The sequence below is a fragment of the Fuerstiella marisgermanici genome, assembly GCF_001983935.1.
Lineage (GTDB): Bacteria > Planctomycetota > Planctomycetia > Planctomycetales > Planctomycetaceae > Fuerstiella > Fuerstiella marisgermanici.
Window position 1 is genome coordinate 4,724,880 of record NZ_CP017641.1, and the last position, 20,503, is coordinate 4,745,382.

The 20,503-nt window shown below is 56.6% G+C and carries 10 protein-coding genes; 5 read left to right on the top strand and 5 right to left on the bottom strand.

What is annotated here, in order from left to right:
- Positions 1 to 319: 319 nt before the first annotated feature.
- Together Fuma_RS17655 and Fuma_RS17660 are read right to left on the bottom strand one after the other, a co-directional pair.
- On the bottom strand, positions 320 to 625 hold the full coding sequence (locus Fuma_RS17655) for a putative quinol monooxygenase (protein ID WP_077025289.1): 306 nt from the start codon (positions 623 to 625) through the stop codon (positions 320 to 322).
- A gap of 147 nt (positions 626 to 772) precedes the next feature.
- On the bottom strand, positions 773 to 1,831 hold the full coding sequence (locus Fuma_RS17660; protein WP_077025290.1) for a 3-deoxy-7-phosphoheptulonate synthase: 1,059 nt from the start codon (positions 1,829 to 1,831) through the stop codon (positions 773 to 775).
- Positions 1,832 to 2,064: 233 nt separating this feature from the next.
- On the opposite strand from Fuma_RS17660, the gene Fuma_RS17665 reads away from it, so the two are divergent.
- Together Fuma_RS17665 and Fuma_RS17670 are read left to right on the top strand one after the other, a co-directional pair.
- Positions 2,065 to 6,318, top strand: coding sequence for a hypothetical protein (locus Fuma_RS17665; protein ID WP_145944234.1), 4,254 nt, complete (start codon positions 2,065 to 2,067; stop codon positions 6,316 to 6,318).
- A gap of 358 nt (positions 6,319 to 6,676) precedes the next feature.
- On the top strand, positions 6,677 to 8,521 hold the full coding sequence (locus tag Fuma_RS17670; protein WP_229360682.1) for a TolC family protein: 1,845 nt from the start codon (positions 6,677 to 6,679) through the stop codon (positions 8,519 to 8,521).
- 129 nt (positions 8,522 to 8,650) lie between these two features.
- On the opposite strand, the gene Fuma_RS17675 is transcribed toward Fuma_RS17670, so the two are convergent.
- Positions 8,651 to 9,388: a cytidylate kinase-like family protein gene (locus Fuma_RS17675; RefSeq protein ID WP_077025292.1), complete on the bottom strand. Its 738-nt coding sequence runs from the start codon at positions 9,386 to 9,388 to the stop codon at positions 8,651 to 8,653.
- Between the two features lie 254 nt (positions 9,389 to 9,642).
- Between Fuma_RS17675 and Fuma_RS17680 the strand changes: the two genes are divergently transcribed.
- Both Fuma_RS17680 and Fuma_RS36645 read left to right on the top strand, forming a co-directional pair.
- A complete protein-coding gene (locus tag Fuma_RS17680) occupies positions 9,643 to 10,068 on the top strand; it encodes an RrF2 family transcriptional regulator (protein ID WP_077025293.1) in 426 nt (141 codons plus the stop codon).
- On the top strand, positions 10,065 to 10,310 hold the full coding sequence (locus Fuma_RS36645) for a DUF3565 domain-containing protein (protein ID WP_077025294.1): 246 nt from the start codon (positions 10,065 to 10,067) through the stop codon (positions 10,308 to 10,310). The genes Fuma_RS17680 and Fuma_RS36645 overlap by 4 nt, the downstream gene beginning before the upstream one ends.
- A gap of 7 nt (positions 10,311 to 10,317) precedes the next feature.
- Here the strand turns inward: Fuma_RS36645 and Fuma_RS17690 are convergent, their stop codons facing one another.
- Entirely contained in the window at positions 10,318 to 12,477 is a 2,160-nt protein-coding gene (locus tag Fuma_RS17690; protein WP_077025295.1) for an arylsulfatase, read from the bottom strand.
- A gap of 806 nt (positions 12,478 to 13,283) precedes the next feature.
- Between Fuma_RS17690 and Fuma_RS17700 the strand changes: the two genes are divergently transcribed.
- Positions 13,284 to 14,102 carry a hypothetical protein gene (locus Fuma_RS17700; RefSeq protein WP_077025297.1) on the top strand — a complete coding sequence of 273 codons (819 nt, stop codon included), beginning with the start codon at positions 13,284 to 13,286 and terminating at the stop codon, positions 14,100 to 14,102.
- A gap of 125 nt (positions 14,103 to 14,227) precedes the next feature.
- On the opposite strand, the gene Fuma_RS17705 is transcribed toward Fuma_RS17700, so the two are convergent.
- Positions 14,228 to 20,347, bottom strand: a complete 6,120-nt coding sequence (locus Fuma_RS17705; protein ID WP_077025298.1) for a beta strand repeat-containing protein — start codon at positions 20,345 to 20,347, stop codon at positions 14,228 to 14,230.
- Between the last annotated feature and the right edge of the window lie 156 nt (positions 20,348 to 20,503).

Genomic DNA, 20,503 nt, shown 5'->3' on the forward strand with positions numbered 1-20,503 from the left:
GCGGTTGCGTTTAATTAGGTAGCAACATCCGAGCGGCCAACGGGGCCGCTGATTATCGAAGCTGTGCGAACTTCGAAGGCTCTTAGACGCGGCAACCTACCGAAATTAAAACCAAATCGCCACAACGAAATATGGAAATACCGCAGAAGCGCCGCTTTTCGGGAATCCCGGAAACGCAGAAAGCCTGAAAGAACAGGGTTTGCCCGCAAGGCGATCGACCAACGACGAATCAGAATTTCAGAACCGCTGGAGATTGGGCCGACGCTGTGGTTTCGCGCCACACCGTCGCACATCGCTATTCGGCTATGCCGATGGGCTGTTAAGCCGGTTCCAGCACGCGGAGCTCGGAACCAACCACGAAGTCTTTCACCTTTGGGCGATAAGTCATCATGTGAGGTGCCGTGAAATGCAATTTCAGGTCGTCAACGGTCTCCCACTTTTCGACGATGGTGACTCGGTTTTCGTCCAAATGCTGATTGTCCAGCCCTGTCGTCGCATCAATGGTTGGCGCATATTCGATGCACCCTTTTTCGCGCAGCACGTCCGGAACAATTTTGTAAAACTCGTTCAGAAAATCAGATCGAGTTCCCGGGCGGCACGTGATGGTCGCGATGACGATGATCATTGAATTTGGTTTTCTGTTTGCGGTTTTCAATATTCAGATTGCTGTCCGTATGCCGGCCACCCAGCGACCATCGGGAGCAACGCCGGCGCTACAGGCAGCACACCGTCACTCGCCCACCACGCCAATCGCCAGCCGGTGCTGACCGGCCTACCCGCCCAGTTTTTCGTGGGCAGAACGGAGCAGGTCTTCGGTTTGTTCAAAGCTGATGCAGCCGTCGGTGATCGACACGCCGTATTCCAGAGCTTTGACATCGGAACCGAGACTCTGCTGACCTGCCTTCAGATTGCTTTCCAGCATCAAGCCGACAATGGTTTCGTTCCCGTCGACTCGTTGTTGAATGACATCGTTCCAGACAATCGGCTGACGTTTGTAGTCTTTGTCTGAATTCGCGTGGCTGCAGTCAACAACAAACCGCGGAGGCAATTTGGCACTCTCCAACAGCCGACTGGCTTCTACCAGACTGGCGGCATCGTAATTCGGACCGTTTCGACCGCCTCTGAGAATCAGGTGGCCCATGTCATTGCCGCGAGTATTAACGATGCACGTGTTGCCGTCGTTGTCGATGCCCAGAAAACAGTGTTCAGCTCTTGCAGCCTTCATCGCGTTCGTCGCGACTTCCAGACTGCCTTCCGTGCTGTTCTTGAACCCGACCGGCATGGACAGGCCGCTGGCCATTTGCCGGTGAGTCGGCGATTCGGTCGTGCGAGCTCCAATCGACGCCAGCGTGATCAGGTCGGCGATGTACTGCGGCGTGATTGGTTCCAGCATTTCCGTCGCAGCGGGCAGTCCAGCCTGATTGACTTCGCGAAGAATCTGCCGCGCGAGGTTCAGGCCGGTGGCCATGTCGAAAGTGTCATTCAGGCCAGGGTCGTTGATCAGCCCCTTCCAGCCAACAGTCGTGCGAGGCTTTTCGAAGTAGACGCGCATAATCACGATCATGCGGTCCTTCACGTCTTTTGCGACAGCAGCCAGCTTGTGAGCGTACTCGACGGCGATATCCGGGTTGTGAATTGAGCACGGCCCGACAATCGCGATCACACGTTTGTCGTCCCCCTTCAGGATACTCTTCACCGTTTCACGAGATTCGTAAACGAATTGAGCCGTCTCGTCAGACAGCGGATACTTCGCTTTCAACTCGGCCGGAGACACCAGCGGAGTTGTTTCACGGATGTTGACGTCCTGCAGACTCAGTATTTTCTCGATCATTACTTCGGTGCCTTTAAAGAAATTGCCGCAGAAGTATTCAGCAACGGGGGTAAGGGATCAATGAAGGACCGGGAAAACGCAGAATTGCGGGCCAATTCGCGAATTTGGCACGACTGACGGTAACTGAAGCAGAGAACCAATGCCGATTTGGCAAGTTCGCGGTACAATCTGCCACCGTGGCTCTGGCTACCCCCCAACAGCGCACACCGTCGCCCGATGTTTCGGAGAACCAGATGTCCGAAGGAAGTCTGACACAAAATTCGCACCTGGACTGCATCCTTCAGCGATGTCGTCGCCAGATTCGCATGCACGCGGCGATCATCGGGCTGGCTCTGGTGCTGACGGCCGTCATCAGTTGCGTTCTGGTTGCGACGGCGCTGGATTACGTATTCGGGCTGCCCGAATTTCTGCGAGCCACATTTCTGGCGACAACGGTAACTGTGGTTGGCGTCGTCGCATGGCGAAGGCTGCTGCAGCCGCTGTTAACGCCAATTCCGGACGAAGAACTCGGCGCTGCGGTCGATATCAGTTCGCCCGAACTACACGAAGGGCTGGCCACGCTGGTTTCGCTGCAGCGAGCTGACGTGACAGCCAGTGAAGCGGGCTCCGACCTGATGCGGCGACGATTGGCCGAACAGACGTCCGGTCAGTTGCACCAGCTGCGCAATCGAGAATTCGTCGATTCGAAACAGACGGCCAAACGTTGGGGCGTCGCCGGATTGCTGATGGTGGCGGCGTTGGTTCCTGCGATTGTGTGGACATCGGGAAGTCAGTTACTGGTCAGCCGCCTGGTGATGCCGTTCGCGAACCTCGAAACCGCCAGAAACCTGTATTTTGATGTCGCAGACGGAGACCGCACGGTCGCTCGTGGCAGTGACGTGCGAATCGCGGCAACTCCGAAATGGCGAACAGAGACTGCGGGTGAGCGACCAGAAAATGTGTCGGTGCAGCTTGAGGCCAGTGACGGCAACACCGAAACGTTGCCGATGAACTTCGACGAGGTCAGCGGCAACTATGTAGCAACGCTGGCGAACATCGCAAATTCAGTCCGCTTTCGCGTCAGCGGCGGCGGAGCGACGTCGAAGTTGTTCGCAATCAACGTTGTGAACGCTCCGGAAATTCAAGCCGCCGTGATGACAGCAACGCCGCCCGTGTACATCGGCCGAGCCATCGAGCGGTTTGACGGCATGGTCGGAACGATGGAAGTCTTCGAACGCAGTGAATTGGAAGTGCTGCTGGAATTTAACAAGCCGGTCGAAACGGTCGCGTTGGTGTGGCAGCGCCGCGACGCTCGACCGATTTCCGAAACGGCGGTATTCGATCGACAATTCGACCACGTCACGGGCGAAGAAGTCATCAACCTGGAAATCGACGACGTGCATCCAGACGAATTCAATTTGGAAGCCGTCAATCCTGAAGACATGGACCCCGATGCGCCGCTGGTGCCTCAACACGAACCACTGGCCGAACGTATCGAAGGCCAATTGACAGCCGATCGCATGGGAGCCACCTTCCATTTTCAGGCTGACGTCGGTGGCGACTTCGTGTTCGAAGTGAAAGACGAATTCGACCTGTCGAATGGCTCGGAACCGGATCGCACGCTGGAAGTGGCTTACGACCTTCCCCCCGAACTTACCGTCACCGGATTGCGAAGTGGAGATGGTTATCGGGCGAACGACATTGTGGCTGTCAACTGCGAGTCCGTCGACGATGTGGGAGTCGGCCTTCTGGAACTGCATTACCGCGTCGGTGATGACGTGCGGGAAGTTCTGGCGGCAACCGATTTTGATCGCGGCTCACAAACAGTGCGGCACAGCTTTCGTCTGCAACTGGCAGACCTAAGCCTTAAGCATGGTGATGATGTCAGCATTCGTGTTCGCACGGCCGACGAACGTCCAACGCCGGGACCGCAGGAAGTGTGGTCGAAAGACCTGACACTAAAGATCGACGACAACGCCAAAGCCGCCGGTGCTCGCGCGCTGGAAGAAGAAACGCAGCAGATGATCGGTGCGTTAAAGCAGCTGGAAGAACAGCTGAAGAAGGACAAACAAAAAGCAGAGGAACTCAAATCCGAATCCCAGAAATCCTGGACTGGTCGCGAACGCACAGAGACGTCTCGACTCAGCGAGAAGGAACAGCAGCAGGGCAAAGTTCTGGCTGAACTCGCCAAGGAAGTCGCCACGCATCCGCTGATGCAGGAATCAGCACAGAAACTGCAGGACATTAGTGAGCAACTGCGCGAACAGATCCCCAACGAATTGGACAAAGCTGTTGATGCGGATCGGCGTCAGGCGAGCAACGAGCTCAACAAAGCGGCCGAGCAACTCCAACAGGCGGCACGTGACTTAGCGGAACAAATTGAAGAGATCGAAAAGCGGGCTCAACAGGAACAGGATCTCGCAGAATTAAATCGTCTGGCTTTGGAAGCCGAACAACTGGCGAAGGATTCCGAACAACTCGACAAAGACCGCCGTCAACCGGAGAACCAGCCGGAAGAAATGTCAGACCAAGACTGGCAACAGGAACTCGACCAGCGACAGCAGGAACTCAGCCGCGAACGCGAAGACCTCAGCAAAGATCTGGGCCAGCTACTGCAGGACCAACCAGAACTGCTGGAGTCCGCTCAGCAGGCGCAGCGAGAACAACTGGCGGAACTGTCGGAAAAGGTCCGCGAACTCGCCGAGCAACAAAACCGAGTTGCCACCGGGGTCAATGAAGAAGCCAAAGAAGCTGCCCGGGACGCTCGCCAAATCGCGAAGCAATTGCAGCAAGCGAAGCAGGCGGCTGAGAAACTGAACGCTCAAGCAAAGCAAAAAGACGAAGACGCGTCACCGCCAGACGTACAACCGTTGCAGGATGCAATCAAACAACTCCAGCAGGGCAATCTGGCTGAGCCACAACAGAGCGTGGACGAGGCGGCCAAACAGTTTCGCAACCAGAGTCAGCAACAATCGCAGGACACTGCAGTCGCCGACCAGTCGCAACAGGTGGCAGACCGCCTTGAGGAGATCAGCAAGCAAATCGAAAGCCTGAAGCGACAACGCGGCGCAGAAGACGTGTCTGGCAATAATGAACAGGCTGCGGCGGACGGAAAAGCTTCTGAGGGCCAGGATCGTGGAAATGAAAATGATGAAGCGGCCGCCAACGAAAGTCAGCCAGCCAATGCAAACGCTGCTCAACCGCAGGCAGATCCAGTCGGCGATATGTTGAAACAAGTTGAAGCACTGGCAGCCGCTGCAAAGCAGAATGTGGATCGTCTGAATGCTGATCCGGCCGCGAATAGCTCGGCAAAGAAAAACGCTGAAGCAGCGGCACAACAAGCGAAACAAGGAAGCCAGGAAGCGGCGGCTGGACAGTTCAACAAGTCGGCAGCTCAACTGCGCAAGGCAGCTCAGGCGACTAAGCAGGGCGCGGCGAAGTTGAACCAGCCAGCTCTGGCCGATCAGCAAAAGCAGATGCAGGGCCTCGGTGACGAACTCAACCGAACGGCCGACATGCTGCAGGACATGCAACAGGACGATGCCGCTCAGGCTGCAGCGCAGCAGGGGACTCAGCGGCGTATTGCCGAATCAGTCGACAAGCTGCCTCAGCAACTGTCCGACATGTCCGAACGCCTCAACATTCCCGAACTGCAGATGGCGGCCGAAGCCGAACAAACTCAGTCGGCTCAACAGGCGGCCGCTCAGGCACAACAAAGCAGTCAGCAGGCTTCGTCGCAATTGCAACAGGGCCAGTTGCAGCAGGCCGGACAGGCCGGCAAGCAAACGGCTCAGGAATTAGACCAACTGGCGGAATTGGCTCAGCAAGCAGGTCAACAGAAAAGCCAACAGGATTCACCCATCCCCAGCGAAGTCGGGGAGAGTGTGGCCGATGCATTGCAGGATCTGCAGCAGGCGGCTTCGGCCATGAAACAGAATTCGAATCAGAAACAGGCAGCCGGCGAAAAGAGTCAGTCTGCAGAACAGGGAGCCAACGCGCAGCAGGGACAACAGCCCGGCGAAGGTGATCCGTCTGCGTCGACCGATGGGCAACCCGGCGAACAAGGTCAGCCTGGTCAGAACGGCCAGCCAGGCGATCAATCGCAGTCGGGCCAGCCCGGTCAGCCGCAACCGGGTGACCCAAAAACAGGCAACGATGGTCAGCCGGGCCAACCTTCCGGCAGCCAGCAACTATCGGAAGCCGCCAAGGCGCTGGCTCAGGCCGCGAAAGATTCGTTGCCGCAGCAGTTCACGCCCGGCCAGACTTCTGACGGAAGCGATTCGTCAGCCGGTCGAGCGGCCATGGGGAACGCGGCGATGTGGGACGGCCGCACGCCGGATTCCAGCAACGCTCCTGCCGATTCGCGTGACTGGGGCAAGCTGAACGGCGAACTGGATACCGCCACATCCGATCGGCGAGGTATCAGTCGCGACAGCGAATACGAATCCCTGATACGGATGTATTTCCGTGAAGTCGCGAAGGCAACGTCGGAACAGTCCGACAAATAGTTGCGGCACTCAGCCGCGGCCTTGAAGACCTTCTCGCGTGCGCGAAGCAGGCATTCTTGTGGCCTGCGACGTTGTAGAGGGTCCCGCATCTGATTCGGCAGCCGTCGCGCTTTCCCGAATATCTGTTACAGCTTTACTGTCCGTCATGACTGCCTGCGACACCCTGCAAATTGCTGCACAACCGATACCAGCGTGATGACACACAAATCACCAACAACCGCGACGACGATACTTAAACAGCCGGTGACTTCCGCAGCGATGATCATCAGCTTTTGACGCTCAGTCCGCCTGGAACAGGCTCGAACGTCAATCGCAGTTTGGCAGGATGCCCACACTCGCAGGTTCTTCAGGGATGAAAATGAGCAACCAATTCACAGCCGCATTTCGTGCGCAGTCAAAGCAACGAGCCTGCGTTTCCGCAATCCTTGTGGGTTCTATGCTGATATTGCCGGGTTGCAAGATTCCGGCTTTGCGTCGAGCTTTGCCAGCGCAAGCACTGCCACAGCACTACAGTCTCAACAACGGCGCGGTCCTCTGGAGTCACGAGACCGGAAGCCACATTGACGACCTCGACAATGGCCGTCCCGCCGACGCAACAGATTCAAATCGAACAACCGCACCAGAAAATGAAACAGGTGCTGAAGGCGACGCCGCCGAATCAGGTGATAAGACGGCTCGACTGAAAAGCTTTTTCAGCCCCATCAAACTGGCCAGCCTGGTGAAGTCGGACAGCAACGACACCGACAATCCTCATGAAAAAGCCACAGCCCCCGGTGCTGTCGCAAGCGTCGGCAAGGATGACAACCCAACGTCGACAGCGGTCGCTGCGGCATCCACCGACGACACGGCCGATACGCCGATTCCTATCCTGCCGCCGATTGAGATGGAAGCAGGCGTCACCAGCGTGGAAAGTTCGGCCCAACTTCCGCTCAATCAATTCTTCGACGACCCCTTTCTGATCGGCTTGATCAATCAGGCATTGGCGGGCAATCAGGAACTAAAAATTCTGGCCGAAGAGATCAATATCTCGAACAACGAAGTCTTTGCTCGCAGCGGAGAATACCGTCCCTTCGTCACGCTTGGCGCGGGTGCGGGGATCGAAAAGTCCAGCCGCTTCTCGCGCGATGGAGCCGTCGAAGATCTGTTGCAGGCCGCTCCCGGTCGCGGCTTTCCAGAACCGCTGCCCGACTTTCTGGTTGGTGCAAACGTGTCATGGGAACTGGACATCTGGAACAAATTGCGGAACGCTCAAAGTGCGGCCTGCATGCGTTATCTCGGTAGCCGGGAAGGACGTAACTACATCGTGACCCGCATGGTCGCTGAAGTCGCCGAAAGCTACTACGAACTTCTGGCGTTTGATAACCGACTGATGACTCTGGAAAAAACGATCGAGATCCAGGAGCACAGTCTTGAAATCGCCAAAGCCAAAAAGGCGGCCGGCCGCGGTACCGAACTGGCCGTTCAGCGATTTCAGGCTGAGGTCCGCAAGAACCAAAGTGACCGGCTGATTATTCAGCAGGAAATCGTCGAAGCCGAAAACCGAATCAACTTCCTGCTCGGTCGCTACCCGCAGCCGGTCGAACGAGCGTCTGTGGAATACATCGATCTGAACCTGAACGCATTAAGTGCAGGTCTGCCATCGCAACTGCTTCAGAACCGAGCCGACATTCGCCAGGCCGAACGAAACGTGGCAGCGGCTGGACTGGACGTTCAGGTTGCTCGAGCGCGTTTCTATCCTTCGCTGGGCCTACGTGCCGGAGTCGGCCTGAACGCTTTCAACATGAAGTATCTGCTTTCGACACCGGAATCGCTGATCTACAACGCCACACTCGATCTGGTTGGCCCGCTCATCAATAAGCGAGCCATCAAGGCGGACTATTGCAGCGCCAATGCAGCTCAGTTGCAGGCGATCTACGACTACCAGCAAACCGTCCTGACGGCTCATATCGAAGTCGTCAACCACATGACCAAGGTGGAAAACTACCGCCAAAGCATCGAGATAAAAAAACAGCAACTGGCCGCGCTTGAAGCATCCGTGGATACCGCCAGCAAACTGTTCCAGAATGCTCGGGCAGAATACGTAGAAGTCCTTCTGGCTCAGCGAGAAATGATGGAAGCTCGAATGCTGCTGATCGAAACCAAGCAGCAGCAACTTGCAGCCGTCGTCAACGCCTATCAGGCTCTTGGCGGTGGAGGTTTCTAAATCACGCGGCCAGCATCGTGACCGGTCTGGCAACCCAACGTTGTATCACCATCGTGCGTAAAGGAAGTCGGCGGACTGCAGGAATGTGCATTCACCTGCAGGTTCTTGCAGCGAAAGTGGAGCACCGCACTATAAAGCTGCCGCCGACATCGATGCGGCAGTTGGCATCTTATGACCATGCGACCGAACGGCATCCACAATCAAATCCGCTGCTTCTTCCAGACTCAGCTTTTCCACATTAATGACCAGGTCGTACATGTGCGAATCATCAACCGCGTGGTGGAAATGTTCTTTGATGTACGCTGCCTGTTCGCGGTCGGCGGCCGCGATGGCTGCTTGAGCCGCCTTGTGGTCGATGCCACGTTCCTTCGCAATGCGCCGTGCTCGAAATTCGGCGGGAGCCACAACGCGGACGCTCAAGCCGTGTTCCGGAGGCAGAATAAAGCGTGCTCCCCGACCGACCACAATCACGTTGCCGTGCTGAGCGGCCAGCATCAGGAGATGGTGCAGCCGATGGACGTATCGTGCTGACGTCCACTGTTTTCCTCCCATCCAGCCGGTCAGCATTTCTTCGATCCAGCCGATATGCCGCTCGTCCGCGATTTCCACCAGGTTACGCGGCGTTCCGTACCGCTCCGCAAGGTAGTCAACAATTTCCCCATCCAGCACGTCCCAACCGAGTCTGTCGCCTGCCATCCGAGCAATCTGGCCGCCTCCGGAACCAATTTCGCGGGCGACAGTGACATACGGGCCAATCGTTTCGTGACCGGTCGGATCTGCAACTCGGTCTTGAACGTGTTTCGCGTGGATCCACTTTCGGATGTTTCGTTCAGCCAGCTCGTCTGCAACAGAATGATGTGCCGTCATGCTTTTGCTCCAGTCAATGTCAGAGATTCCAGTCACATACAGATGACCGAATAACTCCCTGACCAATTGCAACCGGTGTGCCACAACGCACGCCCATCGTGAATTCCCTCTCGTTTCTGATCAGAAGGTCGGGTTCATGTTGTTGTTACAAAAATTGTCGATTAGCTTGCGCGCAATAGTCGCGAAGAGCTATAGAATGAAGGCGCAGGCGCCTACCACCAGAATGAAGCTCAGCCAGATCTCCAGGGAATGCCATGATATCGAAGACAGCAGAATACGCTTTGCGAGCGGTTACGTGTCTTGCCACCGACACCGAACGCCCAGCGTCTGCCGACGTATTGGCGGAGAAAACAAAAGTACCGCGCCGCTATCTGACTCGCGTCCTGCAGGACCTGGCAGGGCAGGGTTTGGTCACGTCACGCAGCGGTCCCGGCGGCGGCTATGTCCTGGCATCGGCGCCAGAAAAAGTGACGATTCTGGATGTCATCAATGCGGTGTCTCCGCTGGAACGCATCAACTCGTGCCCGCTCGGACTTCAGTCGCACACATCACTATGCCCGTTGCACGCGGAGCTCGACAAAGCGTTCGCCGCTACCGAAGCCGCTTTTGCGGGCGTAACAATTCGTGAGCTTTTAGATTCCACAAATCCCATCGTGCCGCTACGCGAAGTGGCTCGATGAAGCAGCCCATCACGGGGTACCACACGGACAGCGATGGCCATTGCGTCGCGCAATTAAGGTGTGGTCACAATCAGCATGTGCGCCATGATCCGCCATGGACGGTTCGTGAATGGGTGACGACCGCCGCAGGGCGTGCACAAATGTTGGGGTACCAACTCGACTGCCTGAAGTGCGACGAACTCGCGCCACCGGACGACAGGCCCGAAAAAATCGCCTCGCAGCAACGTCAAAAAAACGACTGAAGTTCCGTCACCTGGAAATCGTCAGCACGACTTCGTCGATCGTGCCATCGTACGGGAAGTCGCCAGCATATTCGCCGACCTTGCCTCTTAAATCTCGGCCCACCTGCAGCCCATCGATAGGCATTGTGTCGAGCACGCCGTTGATCTTCCCGCTCAGCAATTCCGTATCGTCCGCTCGCACTTTGACGGCGCCGTCTTTTTGAATTTCTGCTGTGAGCAGGCAAGGGGCTGAAGGAGCGTCTCCGTCCAGAGTAAACAGCTTTCCGCTCTTTCGCAGAGCAAACCAGAGGCGGCCGTTTTGCTGGTAAAGTGCGAAACCGGCCGCCGAACCTCCCTGAGCCAACAGCACGCCTTGCTGGCCAACTTTGCTAAGCTTGACGGTGAACCGGAACGCTTTTCCGTCCAGCATGGGCGATTTTTCTCGCGGCAGATCCGCATCTGCTGCCAACTGAAAGCGTTTCTTCTTTGATAGTTTCGTGGTGTGAGTCATGCCGTAGTATGGAATCAATGGCAGCACCATCGCTCGTTCGGCGTACTTGTGCCACATGGCCGCAAGAGTGCGAACGCGGGCTGGTTCGGATGCAGCAAGGTCGTTCAATTCAGCGCGGTCGTCGGCAACGTTGTATAGCTCCCACGGTCCGTCATTGCCCTTCGCCACCAGCTTCCAGTCGCCCACTCGGACGGCGCGGTTGCCTTCGTGTTCCCAGAAGATCGCTTCGCGTTCGATTTCTTCGCCAACGAATGTTGGCTTCAGGCTGCGGCCTTCTAACGGCGTGATTGGCTTGCCAGAAAATTGATTCGGGTAGGTTGCTCCAGCCAGATCAACACACGTGGCCATGATGTCGACAAGGTGTCCCGGTTGATGTTCGAGCTCGCCGTGACGTTTGATTCCTCGCGGCCAGTGAGCGATCAGCGGCGTGCTGATTCCGCCTTCGTGAACCCAGTGCTTGTATTCACGAAACGGCGTGTTGGAAACGTTTGCCCAGCCCTTGCCATAAGCGATGTAGGTGTCAGCTGGACCTGGCATCGCGCCGGGCCCCTGAATCAGTGGCCAACCATCTCGCGTCTTCTTCGGAATCATGTCGAACTGAAGTTCTTCCTTCGTCATGGCAGCGTCGGGTTTGAGTGGCCGTTGTTCGAGCCCCTTTTTCGCTCGCCGGCCCAGACCTTCTGCACATCCGCCGTTGTCCTGCAAGAATAGAACAAGCGTGTTGTCCAGCGCGTCAGTTTCCTTCAGGCTGTTGACGATCTTCCCAATGCCTTGGTCCATTCGGTCAATCATCGCAGCATAAACTTCCATGCAGCGAAGTTCCCAATCGCGATGTTGAACCTTGTCCCAGTCTTCAGCCTGCGGTGACAGTTCGATGTCTGCAGGCACCACACCCAGTTCCTTCATCTTCTGAAGTCGTGATTCGCGAAGAGCCGCGTATCCTTCGTCGTACTTTCCTTTGTACTTTTTGATGTCTTCCGGAAGAGCATGCATTGGCCAGTGAGCCGCCGTATAAGCCACATACATGAAGAACGGTTTGTCGGGCTGGTTCTGCTGGTGCTCGCGCACATAACGCACGGCGTGGTCGCTAATCGCATCCGTGTAGTAGTAGGTGTCCGGCTGGTATTCCGGATCGTTGATCGGAGAAATCTGGGTGTTGTCGCGCGTCAACGAGTTCGGATCATAGAAACTGCCCGCTCCGTGGATGGTGCCGTAAAAGCGATCGAAGCCGCGTTGTCGTGGCCAGTTGAGTTTCTGGCCGTCAGGCCTCACGTCCGTGGTGACGTGCCATTTCCCCGACATGTAGGTTCCGTAGCCTGCAGTCTTCAACACTTCGGCCAGTGTCAGGCAGTTGCGGTTCAGTTCGCCGCGATAGCCGTCGTGGCCGCTGTCGCTCATCATGTGGCCGATGCCTGCCTGATGCGGATACAAGCCTGTCAACAGGGACGCTCGCGTGGGGCAGCAGCGAGCCGTGTTATAGAACTGAGTGAACCTTAAGCCGTTGTCCGCCAGCCCATCCAGCACGGGCGTGGATATTTCACCTCCATAGCACCCGATGTCGGAATAGCCCATATCGTCGGAAAGAATCACGATGATGTTAGGTCGGTCAGCAGCTTGGGCCAGAGCAGAAATAGACCAGGCACACAGAAGCAGGAGAGCATGGTTCGAAGACAACATGAATAGCCCTTTTGAAGCGATGTTAGTGCCGGTTCCGGCCGTCGTTCCGTCGGCGTCAACGTAAATAGTATCGCCACGTTGCTAAAGTCCAAGTCATCGCAACTGAGTCGCGGAGGGCCAGTGTTTTGCTTCCAGAACTCCGCGATATATGATCTGTTTTCAGTCGACCTGAGTCCGCCGCCACGCACTGCGAATTCCGCTGGGCGGCCCCGAAACTAACCTCCACAGGCTACCGACGCAGCTCTCGAATCGACGCATCATTCATGACAGCAAAGCTGAAGATTTGGCGAACCACGAGACCTGTCGCCGGCTTGCGATGCCAATCACCAAGGGTGTGGTACCACGCGAGCATGTAGGCCGAACCAAATAGCGGCCTGCAGTAATTCTCGCCCCCGTTCGGCACAGCTCATCAAGAGACACGGCAACGGGTGGAACTAAAATCCAGCGTAGTCGGCGCATGGATAAAAAGCCCAGAAAGACGCGTATTCGCCATTGAATCCAGTGGTAAACTCGGGATGGTAGTCGCCTGTCAGCAATCGGGCCGGCAAATCAGCTGAGAAATGTGCGGTGCGAGGATGGGCCAGGTCCTGATCGATAAACAGTTCGCACGGCACACCACGCGCCGCCGCGATGCTCATCTATTTTGACGCGGCGATCACCGTCCGGCAGGAAAAGGCCGCTTTCCACGAGTCCAATTTTGTACATAATTTCCTCGCATTTTCCTGTCGCTCGATGCATTGAACGAGAAACAATCAACCTTAAACGTGGTCGCTCGTTCCTCACGCTTTTCATCTCTGGAATTCCACATGTCGTATTTGCGTTCATTCTTCGAAGAAGGAGGCCCGAAATTTGGAGCGTGGAAACGGTTACCTCAAAGTCGCCGTTTCATCGTTGACTTCATGCACTTCGCTAAACGAGTTCCCAGCCAGGCGCTGACTCGCAACTTCCGTCTCGGCGACATGCCTCAGTTGCGGACGAGTCTGAAATCCCGAATCGGCTGGGCGGCCATATTCCTCAAAGCGTATTCGGTGATGGCTGCGAGACACCCGGACCTCAGACAGGTGTTCATGAAATATCCGTGGATGCATCTGTACGAACATCCGCACCAACTGGCGCGAGTTGCCGTTGCTCGCCCATACAAAGGCAACGATTGGATCTTCTTTCAGTGCATCAGTGATGCGCACAAGAAATCGCTTTCTGAAATTCAGGCGATCCTCACAGCGGCCGCAACCGATCCCGTGGAAGACATTCCGCTGTTTCGGCTTCAGTATGTCTTTTCTATGCTGCCATCATTTCTCAGACGCATGGTCTGGTGGGGCGTCCTGCATATTTCAGGGGCCATCCGATGCGGGCAAACTGGAACCCTTGGCTTCACGACGGTTGCGTCAAGTGGAGGCATCAGTATCCATCCGCCATCTGTAGGCAACATTATTCTGACGTACGGCCCGGTTGACGACACAGGAGCAGTTCGAGTCACTCTTGTTTATGACCACCGGGTTTACGATGGCCTCACGATCGCGAACTACCTGGCGGAATTCGAAGAAGTGATGAATCAGCAGATCACGACGGAGCTGATGGAACTTCAACAGAAGAAACAGCCGGCTGAGCCAGTGCTGGAGTGTTAAGACACGTGCTGCCTGTCGTAGCGCTTGCCGGCGCGTGAGGAACAAGCGTTTGGGACGATGAAGGCCGTTTCCCACGAGCCCAAACCGTCAATAACAAAACGGAAACTGCTCGAACCGCGACGCGGTCAACTGCCACTTAGAATTGCGTCCAGCCAACTGCGAGAGCTATCCCACGCCGAGTCGGTGGCAACCGTTTCGGCGTCGCTTGGACTTGATGGTTCGAGCGTCTGCGAACCGGCTTCTGACTGTCCGAAAAGTCTTGAAGCCTGTTCCGCACTTTGGTTCTTCGTAGGCAGTGAAGTGGCTGCGAAGTCGGCGGATGGTCGTGCTGTCGATGGGGAAACCGTTTCGCGGGAAACTTCGTCCGACGACGCCTGAATTTTACGACCGGCCGTTCGGCTGATGTTTCTGCCAGTGTCTCCGCCGGCATTGTCTCCGCTGGCGCTGTTGCCAAGTGCGTTGATTCTGGCTCGAATTTCCGCAGCTGTCAGCAAGCTGCTGCCCTTGGACTGGTCAATCTGAACATTCGTGCCGGCCAGCTTGACCAGGTGGATCAGAAACGAGTCGTTGGCGTCGAAGTCTCCATCGCCATCAACGTCGGCGGCAGGATCCAGGGCCGCGATGTTGTCCCGAATCCGAGTTGCCGTGAGGGGCGAACTGCCTTTCGACTGATCGATTTGAACGTCGGTGCCGGAAAGCTGAGTCAGATGAATCAGGAAGGTATCATTGGCATCAAAACCGCCACTGCCATCGACGTCACCTGGCGAACTGTTCGGTGAGACGCCGAAAACAACATAGGCTTCACCTGCATCCAGGCGACCGTTCCCGACAGAATCTGCATACCGAGCACCGATGATGAGATCGTCAACTCCATCGTCATTCACATCGCCGGCACCACGCACCATGATGCCGCTTTCGTCACCTGCGTCGATGCCAAACAAGATCTGGTCGGCCGTTCCTGGTACACGCAGGTCCAGTGTTTGCGGGAACACGGCACGGCCAAAAATGACGTACGTTTCGCCAGCGCCCCCGGTCTGGTTTACGGCTCCGTCACCACCGCGCGCGCTGATGGCGACGTCATCGAAGCCATCTCCGTTCAGGTCGCCGACGATGTCAATGTCGCGTCCACTTTCGTCGCCGGCATCGACTCCATAAAACGTGACTCCCGCAGCGCCCAGAGTTGCCAGATCAATTGTAGCTGGCAGTCCGGGGCCACCGAAAATGATGTGAGATTCTCCAGCGTTCAATCGCGTGTTGTCTTTCGAATCTGCTCCGACGACACCAATCACAATATCGTTATGCCCATCGCCATTCACATCACCTCCACCACGTGAATAGTGCCCCGAGAAATCGTGAGCATCCACGCCATAGATGGTCACATCAGCGGCTCCATCCGTTGCAAGGTCGATCGACGCCGGGAGCGAACGATTACCGTAGATGATGTAACTTTCGCCTGCCCGGTTCGTGTTGTCGTCGCGACCATCCGTATAGCGTGCTCCGATTATCAGGTCGTCAATGCCATCGTCGTTCACATCGCCGAGCCCCGCGATTGACACTCCGGACTCATCGCCCTGTTGAGCGCCAAAAATTCGCATCACGCCCGACGTTGCCGTGGCAAGATCAATCGTCTGAGGCAACGTGCTGCCGCCAAAAATGACATGCGTTTCGCCCGCCTTGTCCCGAGCATTGTTGACGGAATCTGCCCAGATCGCGCCTACAGCGAAGTCAGGAAATTCGTCGCCGTTGATGTCTCCGATCTCAGCAACGGGGTTGCCGGTGAGATCGTTCAGATCGGAACCCTTAATCGTAATTCCTGCTGATCCCAGGCTGGCAAGATCGATGGACTTCGGCAGATCCGGTCCTCCGAAGACAACGTAGGCACTTTCACCTCCCAGCGCTCCGATAATGATGTCGCTGTACGTATCGCCGTTGATGTCAGCCGCGTCGACATAATGAGCCGTGATGTCCCCCAGGTTGGCTCCGTGAATGATGACACCGCGGTCACCGAGATTCGCCAGATCGATCGTTTCCGGCAGATCTTCACTACCGTAGATCAGGTATGCCTCACCACTTTCCGAACGTTGATTACCGACGGAATCGGCCTTGTTCGCGCCGATCAAAAAATCGTCGATGCCGTCGCCGTTCACGTCACCGGCGCTATTTACGGACTGCCCAAGTTGATCACTAGCATCGGCCCCGAAAACGGTGACGCCTTTCGAACCAAGGCCAGACAGATCCAGGACTTCCGTTTCCGGAATCATGTCAGGCAAAGTCAGGACGATGTCATCACCAGTGCCACCGACGTAGCTGATCGTGGCGTTGAAGAATTCCGGCAGAGTGGCTCCTTCGGGCAGACCGGCAAACGTTCCGGAGCCGCCGGTGCGACTAACAATCATCAGTACGTCGTTTGCTTCGGCGTGCCATGTCGGAATCCATCGCGTTTGCAGAGAAACGTTTGCCCCGATGTCGACTCGCCCTGTCGAACTTATTTGATCGTGGAACCCGCCACCTTCACCCGGTGTGTTGCCGGCCGCTTCAATCAATAACGTCGATCCGTCATCAAGTCGCAGATCACCACCGACATCAAATTTGCCTGTTGGCTGGCCGGGAGTCATTGCCCCGCTGACCGTGACGGCCGGAGCTGTGATGTCGATGCCTGCCTCATCGCGAAAAGTTCCGCCGAAGATGGAGACTGGATCATAAAAAGTTGCGGTGTCGATCGCGACAACGGATTCCGCGTTCGTCAGTCCCGGTGTCCCGATCGTGATAGAAGTGAAGCCGGGCTGAAGCGTCGCCAATTCCGCATCGGTGAGATTCAAGTCTGGCGAACCGACAGCAATCGCGCCTCCGAGGCTGATGGACGACAAAGGCAGTCCCGGCTGTCGTGGTTTAAGTTCGAATGTTCCTGTTGACTGAATAATCGCCGCGGGGTGGATGTCGATCGTGTCCGTGACGAGACTGATATTTCCCGTCGACAACAAGTGTCCAAGGACCGTATTTTCACCGAGATGCAAAGCATCCACGGTTCCGGCAGCAGCAGCAGCAGCGATGTGAACATTCCCCGAACCCGTTGAAGAAACCTTGGCTCCGGACGTCGTATCGCCCCTCAAGCTCACACCATGACTGTTCAAGCCGCTTCGTGAATCTCCGGTGAGAGTTATGTCGCCGTCGGTCGAAACGATAGTCACTTCGTTGTGGATGGTTACGCCGTGATGAAAGTCGCCGGGCGTATTGCTGCTGGTTCCTGTAATCGTAATGGGGCCTGAATTCGACAGGATCACGGTGCCTGTCCCCGCGATGTCCACGCCGCTGAGAAAATCAGCAGCAACGGTTCCTGTTCCGGCCGATCCAACAATATCAATGGCTGCCGTCCCCAACGCCTGGACAGTCGCGGCCAGCCACAGCCCACCGTTGGCATTGCCGGTAGTCGTCCCTCCACCTTCCCCAGACAGCGTAATATCTCCGTCGAAAGTCCGAATTAGCGGCGAACTCCCGAGCACGACCAGCCCGCCATTGTTTGCCGCCCCGGTCCCGCTGACTCCCGTGAGGGTAATTGTCCCGGCATGGACTCCCGTGCCCGTCGATTCAATGATCTCAAAGTTTTCCATATGCATGCCATGGTTATTTGAACCCGTAGCAGTACCTCCGGTTCCCTGCAAATCGATGTCACCATTGATGCTGCGAATGACCGTGCCTGATCCAAAGGTAACTCCGTTGTTCCAGTCGGCACCGGAGCCGCCCGTGCCAGTGACAGTAATCGCCCCCGCTTCGGCCCCTGTCGCGGTCGAATTGATTGTCGCTCCGTTAGTCATTTGCACGCCACCGTTATTGCCGCCGTCACCGCTGCCGCCAGTTCCTGCAATTGTAATGGCACCGGCAGCAACGCTAACCTCGGTCGCTGCGCCGGACACAGTGATTCCTCGGCTTGAATCGCTGCCACTACCACCGATACCCACGATGTCGATTGATCCCGTTCCCTGTGATTCGACCGGTGCGCTTAGCCAAACGCCGCTGTTAAGAATTTCGTCGCCCGCGCCGCCCGTCCCGGTGAGTGAAACGCCCCCATCCTGACTGGTGATTTGCGAAGTTTCACCATTGATCAAGACGCCAAGGTTGGAATGAGTGCCCGTCCCTCCGCGACCGTCAATCGTAATCTCACCCGCATGTTCGCCAGTGCCGGTCGATTCAATCACGCCGAATCCGCTCATACTGACTCCGCGATTACTGTCACCCGACCCCAGTCCCCCTTGCCCGGACAGTGCGACGTCTCCGTCGACGGTTCGGATTGAAGCGTCGCTGCCCATTGCGAGTCCCAAATTCCAGTTCGTTCCGGAACTGCCGGTTCCTGTGATAGCGATAGCACCGGCGTCTGATCCTGTTCCCGTGGACTCAATCAAGGACGCATCGGTGATATGCACGCCGTAATTGTTAGCGCCGGTGCCGCTTCCAGTGCCTGTAATCTCAATATCGCCGCTAACGCTGGACATTGTGGAAGAACTCGCGACTTGAACGCCATGATTGTTAGCGTCTCCGGCACCGCCTGTTCCGGTGATAACGACGTCACCTGCATTTGGGCCTGTGCCCGTCGACTGAATCGTGGCACCCATTAAGAGGTAAACGCCTCGATTGAAATCGCCGTCTCCAGTCCCGCCCTGCCCCGTGATCACGATGTCGCCGTTCCGCGTGGACATTAAGGCCGGGCCCTGCAGTTTCACTCCCTCGTTTCGATCATCCCCATCACCTCCGGCTCCGAAGATGGTGACGGCCCCGTCCAACGTAAGTACCTCGCCCTCTGCCGAAGAGACGATGACACCGTGATTGTGCGTCGTTCCTGTTCCGCCAGTGCCTGCGATCGTGATCGGAGCAGCGTTGACACCTGTCCCCGTCGATGAAATTCGCCCCTGAATGTCGAGTCCTCGATTAATATCGCCAGTGCCATTGCCGCCCCCTTGGCCCGTCACAGAAATCGCCCCGGAAACGCTGCGGATTTCTGCTGGCTGGTTGTTTACTTCCGAGACATTGGACAGTCTCACTCCACTATTGCTTTCTGTCCCGCTACCGCCGGTGCCATCAATCGTGATGGTGGCCGCATTCGAATCGGTGCCCGTTGATTCCACCACTGCCGCGCTGGAAAGGTGGACGCCTCGGTTGGAACTTTCCGTTCCATTGCCACCGGCCCCGACGACCGAAATGTCGCCGTCGACACTTGAAACTCTGGTGCTTCCGTCCATCAGTACGCCAATGTTGTAAGCAACCGCATCGCCACCAGTCCCAGTGATCGAGATCGCTGCCGCGTCATCCCCAGTCCCCGTGGATTCGATGATTGAAGCCTGAAGAATCACAACACCGTAATTCGAATTGCCAGTTCCTTGACCGCCATCGCCCGTGATTACGATGTCGCCCGCGGCGCTGGCAACGGTAGAAGCGGATTCAATAAGCACTCCGTTGTTGCGACGTGTGCCGGACCCTCCGAGTCCGTTCATGGCAATCGTGCCAGCCAAGGGCGTTGTCGCGGTTGATGAAATGACTGAGCCATTCTCCAGCCAAACGCCGACCCTAAAGTCACTTGCTGGTCCGGCGCTGGTGCCGGTTCCGGTCAGCAGGATCTGGCCCTGGCCTGTGCTGGTGATCGCTGCGTTATCCAGGCCAATACCTCGCAGATCGCCTGAGGCATCGCCTTCGTTCAGTGCGGTAAGCTGAATGTCGCCGTCATTGGTGGTCAGACTGCTGCCGTCGAACAAACGGATGGATCTGTCAGTGGCAATCGCCAGATTGAAGTCTCCAAAATGACTGGCTCCTTCAAACCCGACGGCCTGGTCCCCGGCGATTTCACCGGTCAGGTCGACCGCAAACGAATGCTGATAGGCGTGGCTGCCGCTGTCGTTGAAACGCAGCGAGGCCCCTGAAGCACTGTCGGTGATGTGAACCGATGAGTAGGCCGCAAGATCGTTCAAAATCAGCGAATTGGTGCCGAAGCCAGCGAAGGCAGCAGCGTCCGCGACGCCAGCGTCCGTAAAGTTGTTCGAATCAGAAGCCAGAGCGTAGCTGTCTCCTTGAGACACAATCGATAGCTGTTCGTTTTCAGACAGCTCAATTTGCAAAGTGCCGTTGTCATCAGAAACAGCGGCCAACAGCGTCCGCAGTTCCAGAACTTCAATGCCGCGTTGGGGCACTCGCTTGCGGCGACGGGCGGATTCCTGCGTGAGCACAGAACGAAGACGTTGCATCAGCGGTCGGCAAAACATGTGGTGTGTACCTCTGGTGGTAGCGAGCCTGGCATCGTCGTGAGCAGGAATATGCGCCCCGCAATTTCGACGGCCCAATGTTTGAGAAAGCCCAGTGCCTCAATCCATTCGAACTGCCGCTGAGAAGCGTTGCATTGGCGCTTACGAAGTCGATTC

Bases quoted from the DNA above. Each gene is read 5' to 3' on its own strand.
- Fuma_RS17675 (WP_077025292.1), bottom strand. From the start codon at position 9,388: ATGACGGCACATCATTCTGTTGCAGACGAGCTGGCTGAACGAAACATC.
- Fuma_RS17705 (WP_077025298.1), bottom strand. From the start codon at position 20,347: ATGTTTTGCCGACCGCTGATGCAACGTCTTCGTTCTGTGCTCACGCAG.
- Fuma_RS17660 (WP_077025290.1), bottom strand. From the start codon at position 1,831: ATGATCGAGAAAATACTGAGTCTGCAGGACGTCAACATCCGTGAAACA.
- Fuma_RS36645 (WP_077025294.1), top strand. From the start codon at position 10,065: ATGAAGCAGCCCATCACGGGGTACCACACGGACAGCGATGGCCATTGC.
- Fuma_RS17700 (WP_077025297.1), top strand. From the start codon at position 13,284: ATGTCGTATTTGCGTTCATTCTTCGAAGAAGGAGGCCCGAAATTTGGA.
- Fuma_RS17655 (WP_077025289.1), bottom strand. From the start codon at position 625: ATGATCATCGTCATCGCGACCATCACGTGCCGCCCGGGAACTCGATCT.
- Fuma_RS17665 (WP_145944234.1), top strand. From the start codon at position 2,065: ATGTCCGAAGGAAGTCTGACACAAAATTCGCACCTGGACTGCATCCTT.
- Fuma_RS17680 (WP_077025293.1), top strand. From the start codon at position 9,643: ATGATATCGAAGACAGCAGAATACGCTTTGCGAGCGGTTACGTGTCTT.
- Fuma_RS17690 (WP_077025295.1), bottom strand. From the start codon at position 12,477: ATGTTGTCTTCGAACCATGCTCTCCTGCTTCTGTGTGCCTGGTCTATT.
- Fuma_RS17670 (WP_229360682.1), top strand. From the start codon at position 6,677: ATGAGCAACCAATTCACAGCCGCATTTCGTGCGCAGTCAAAGCAACGA.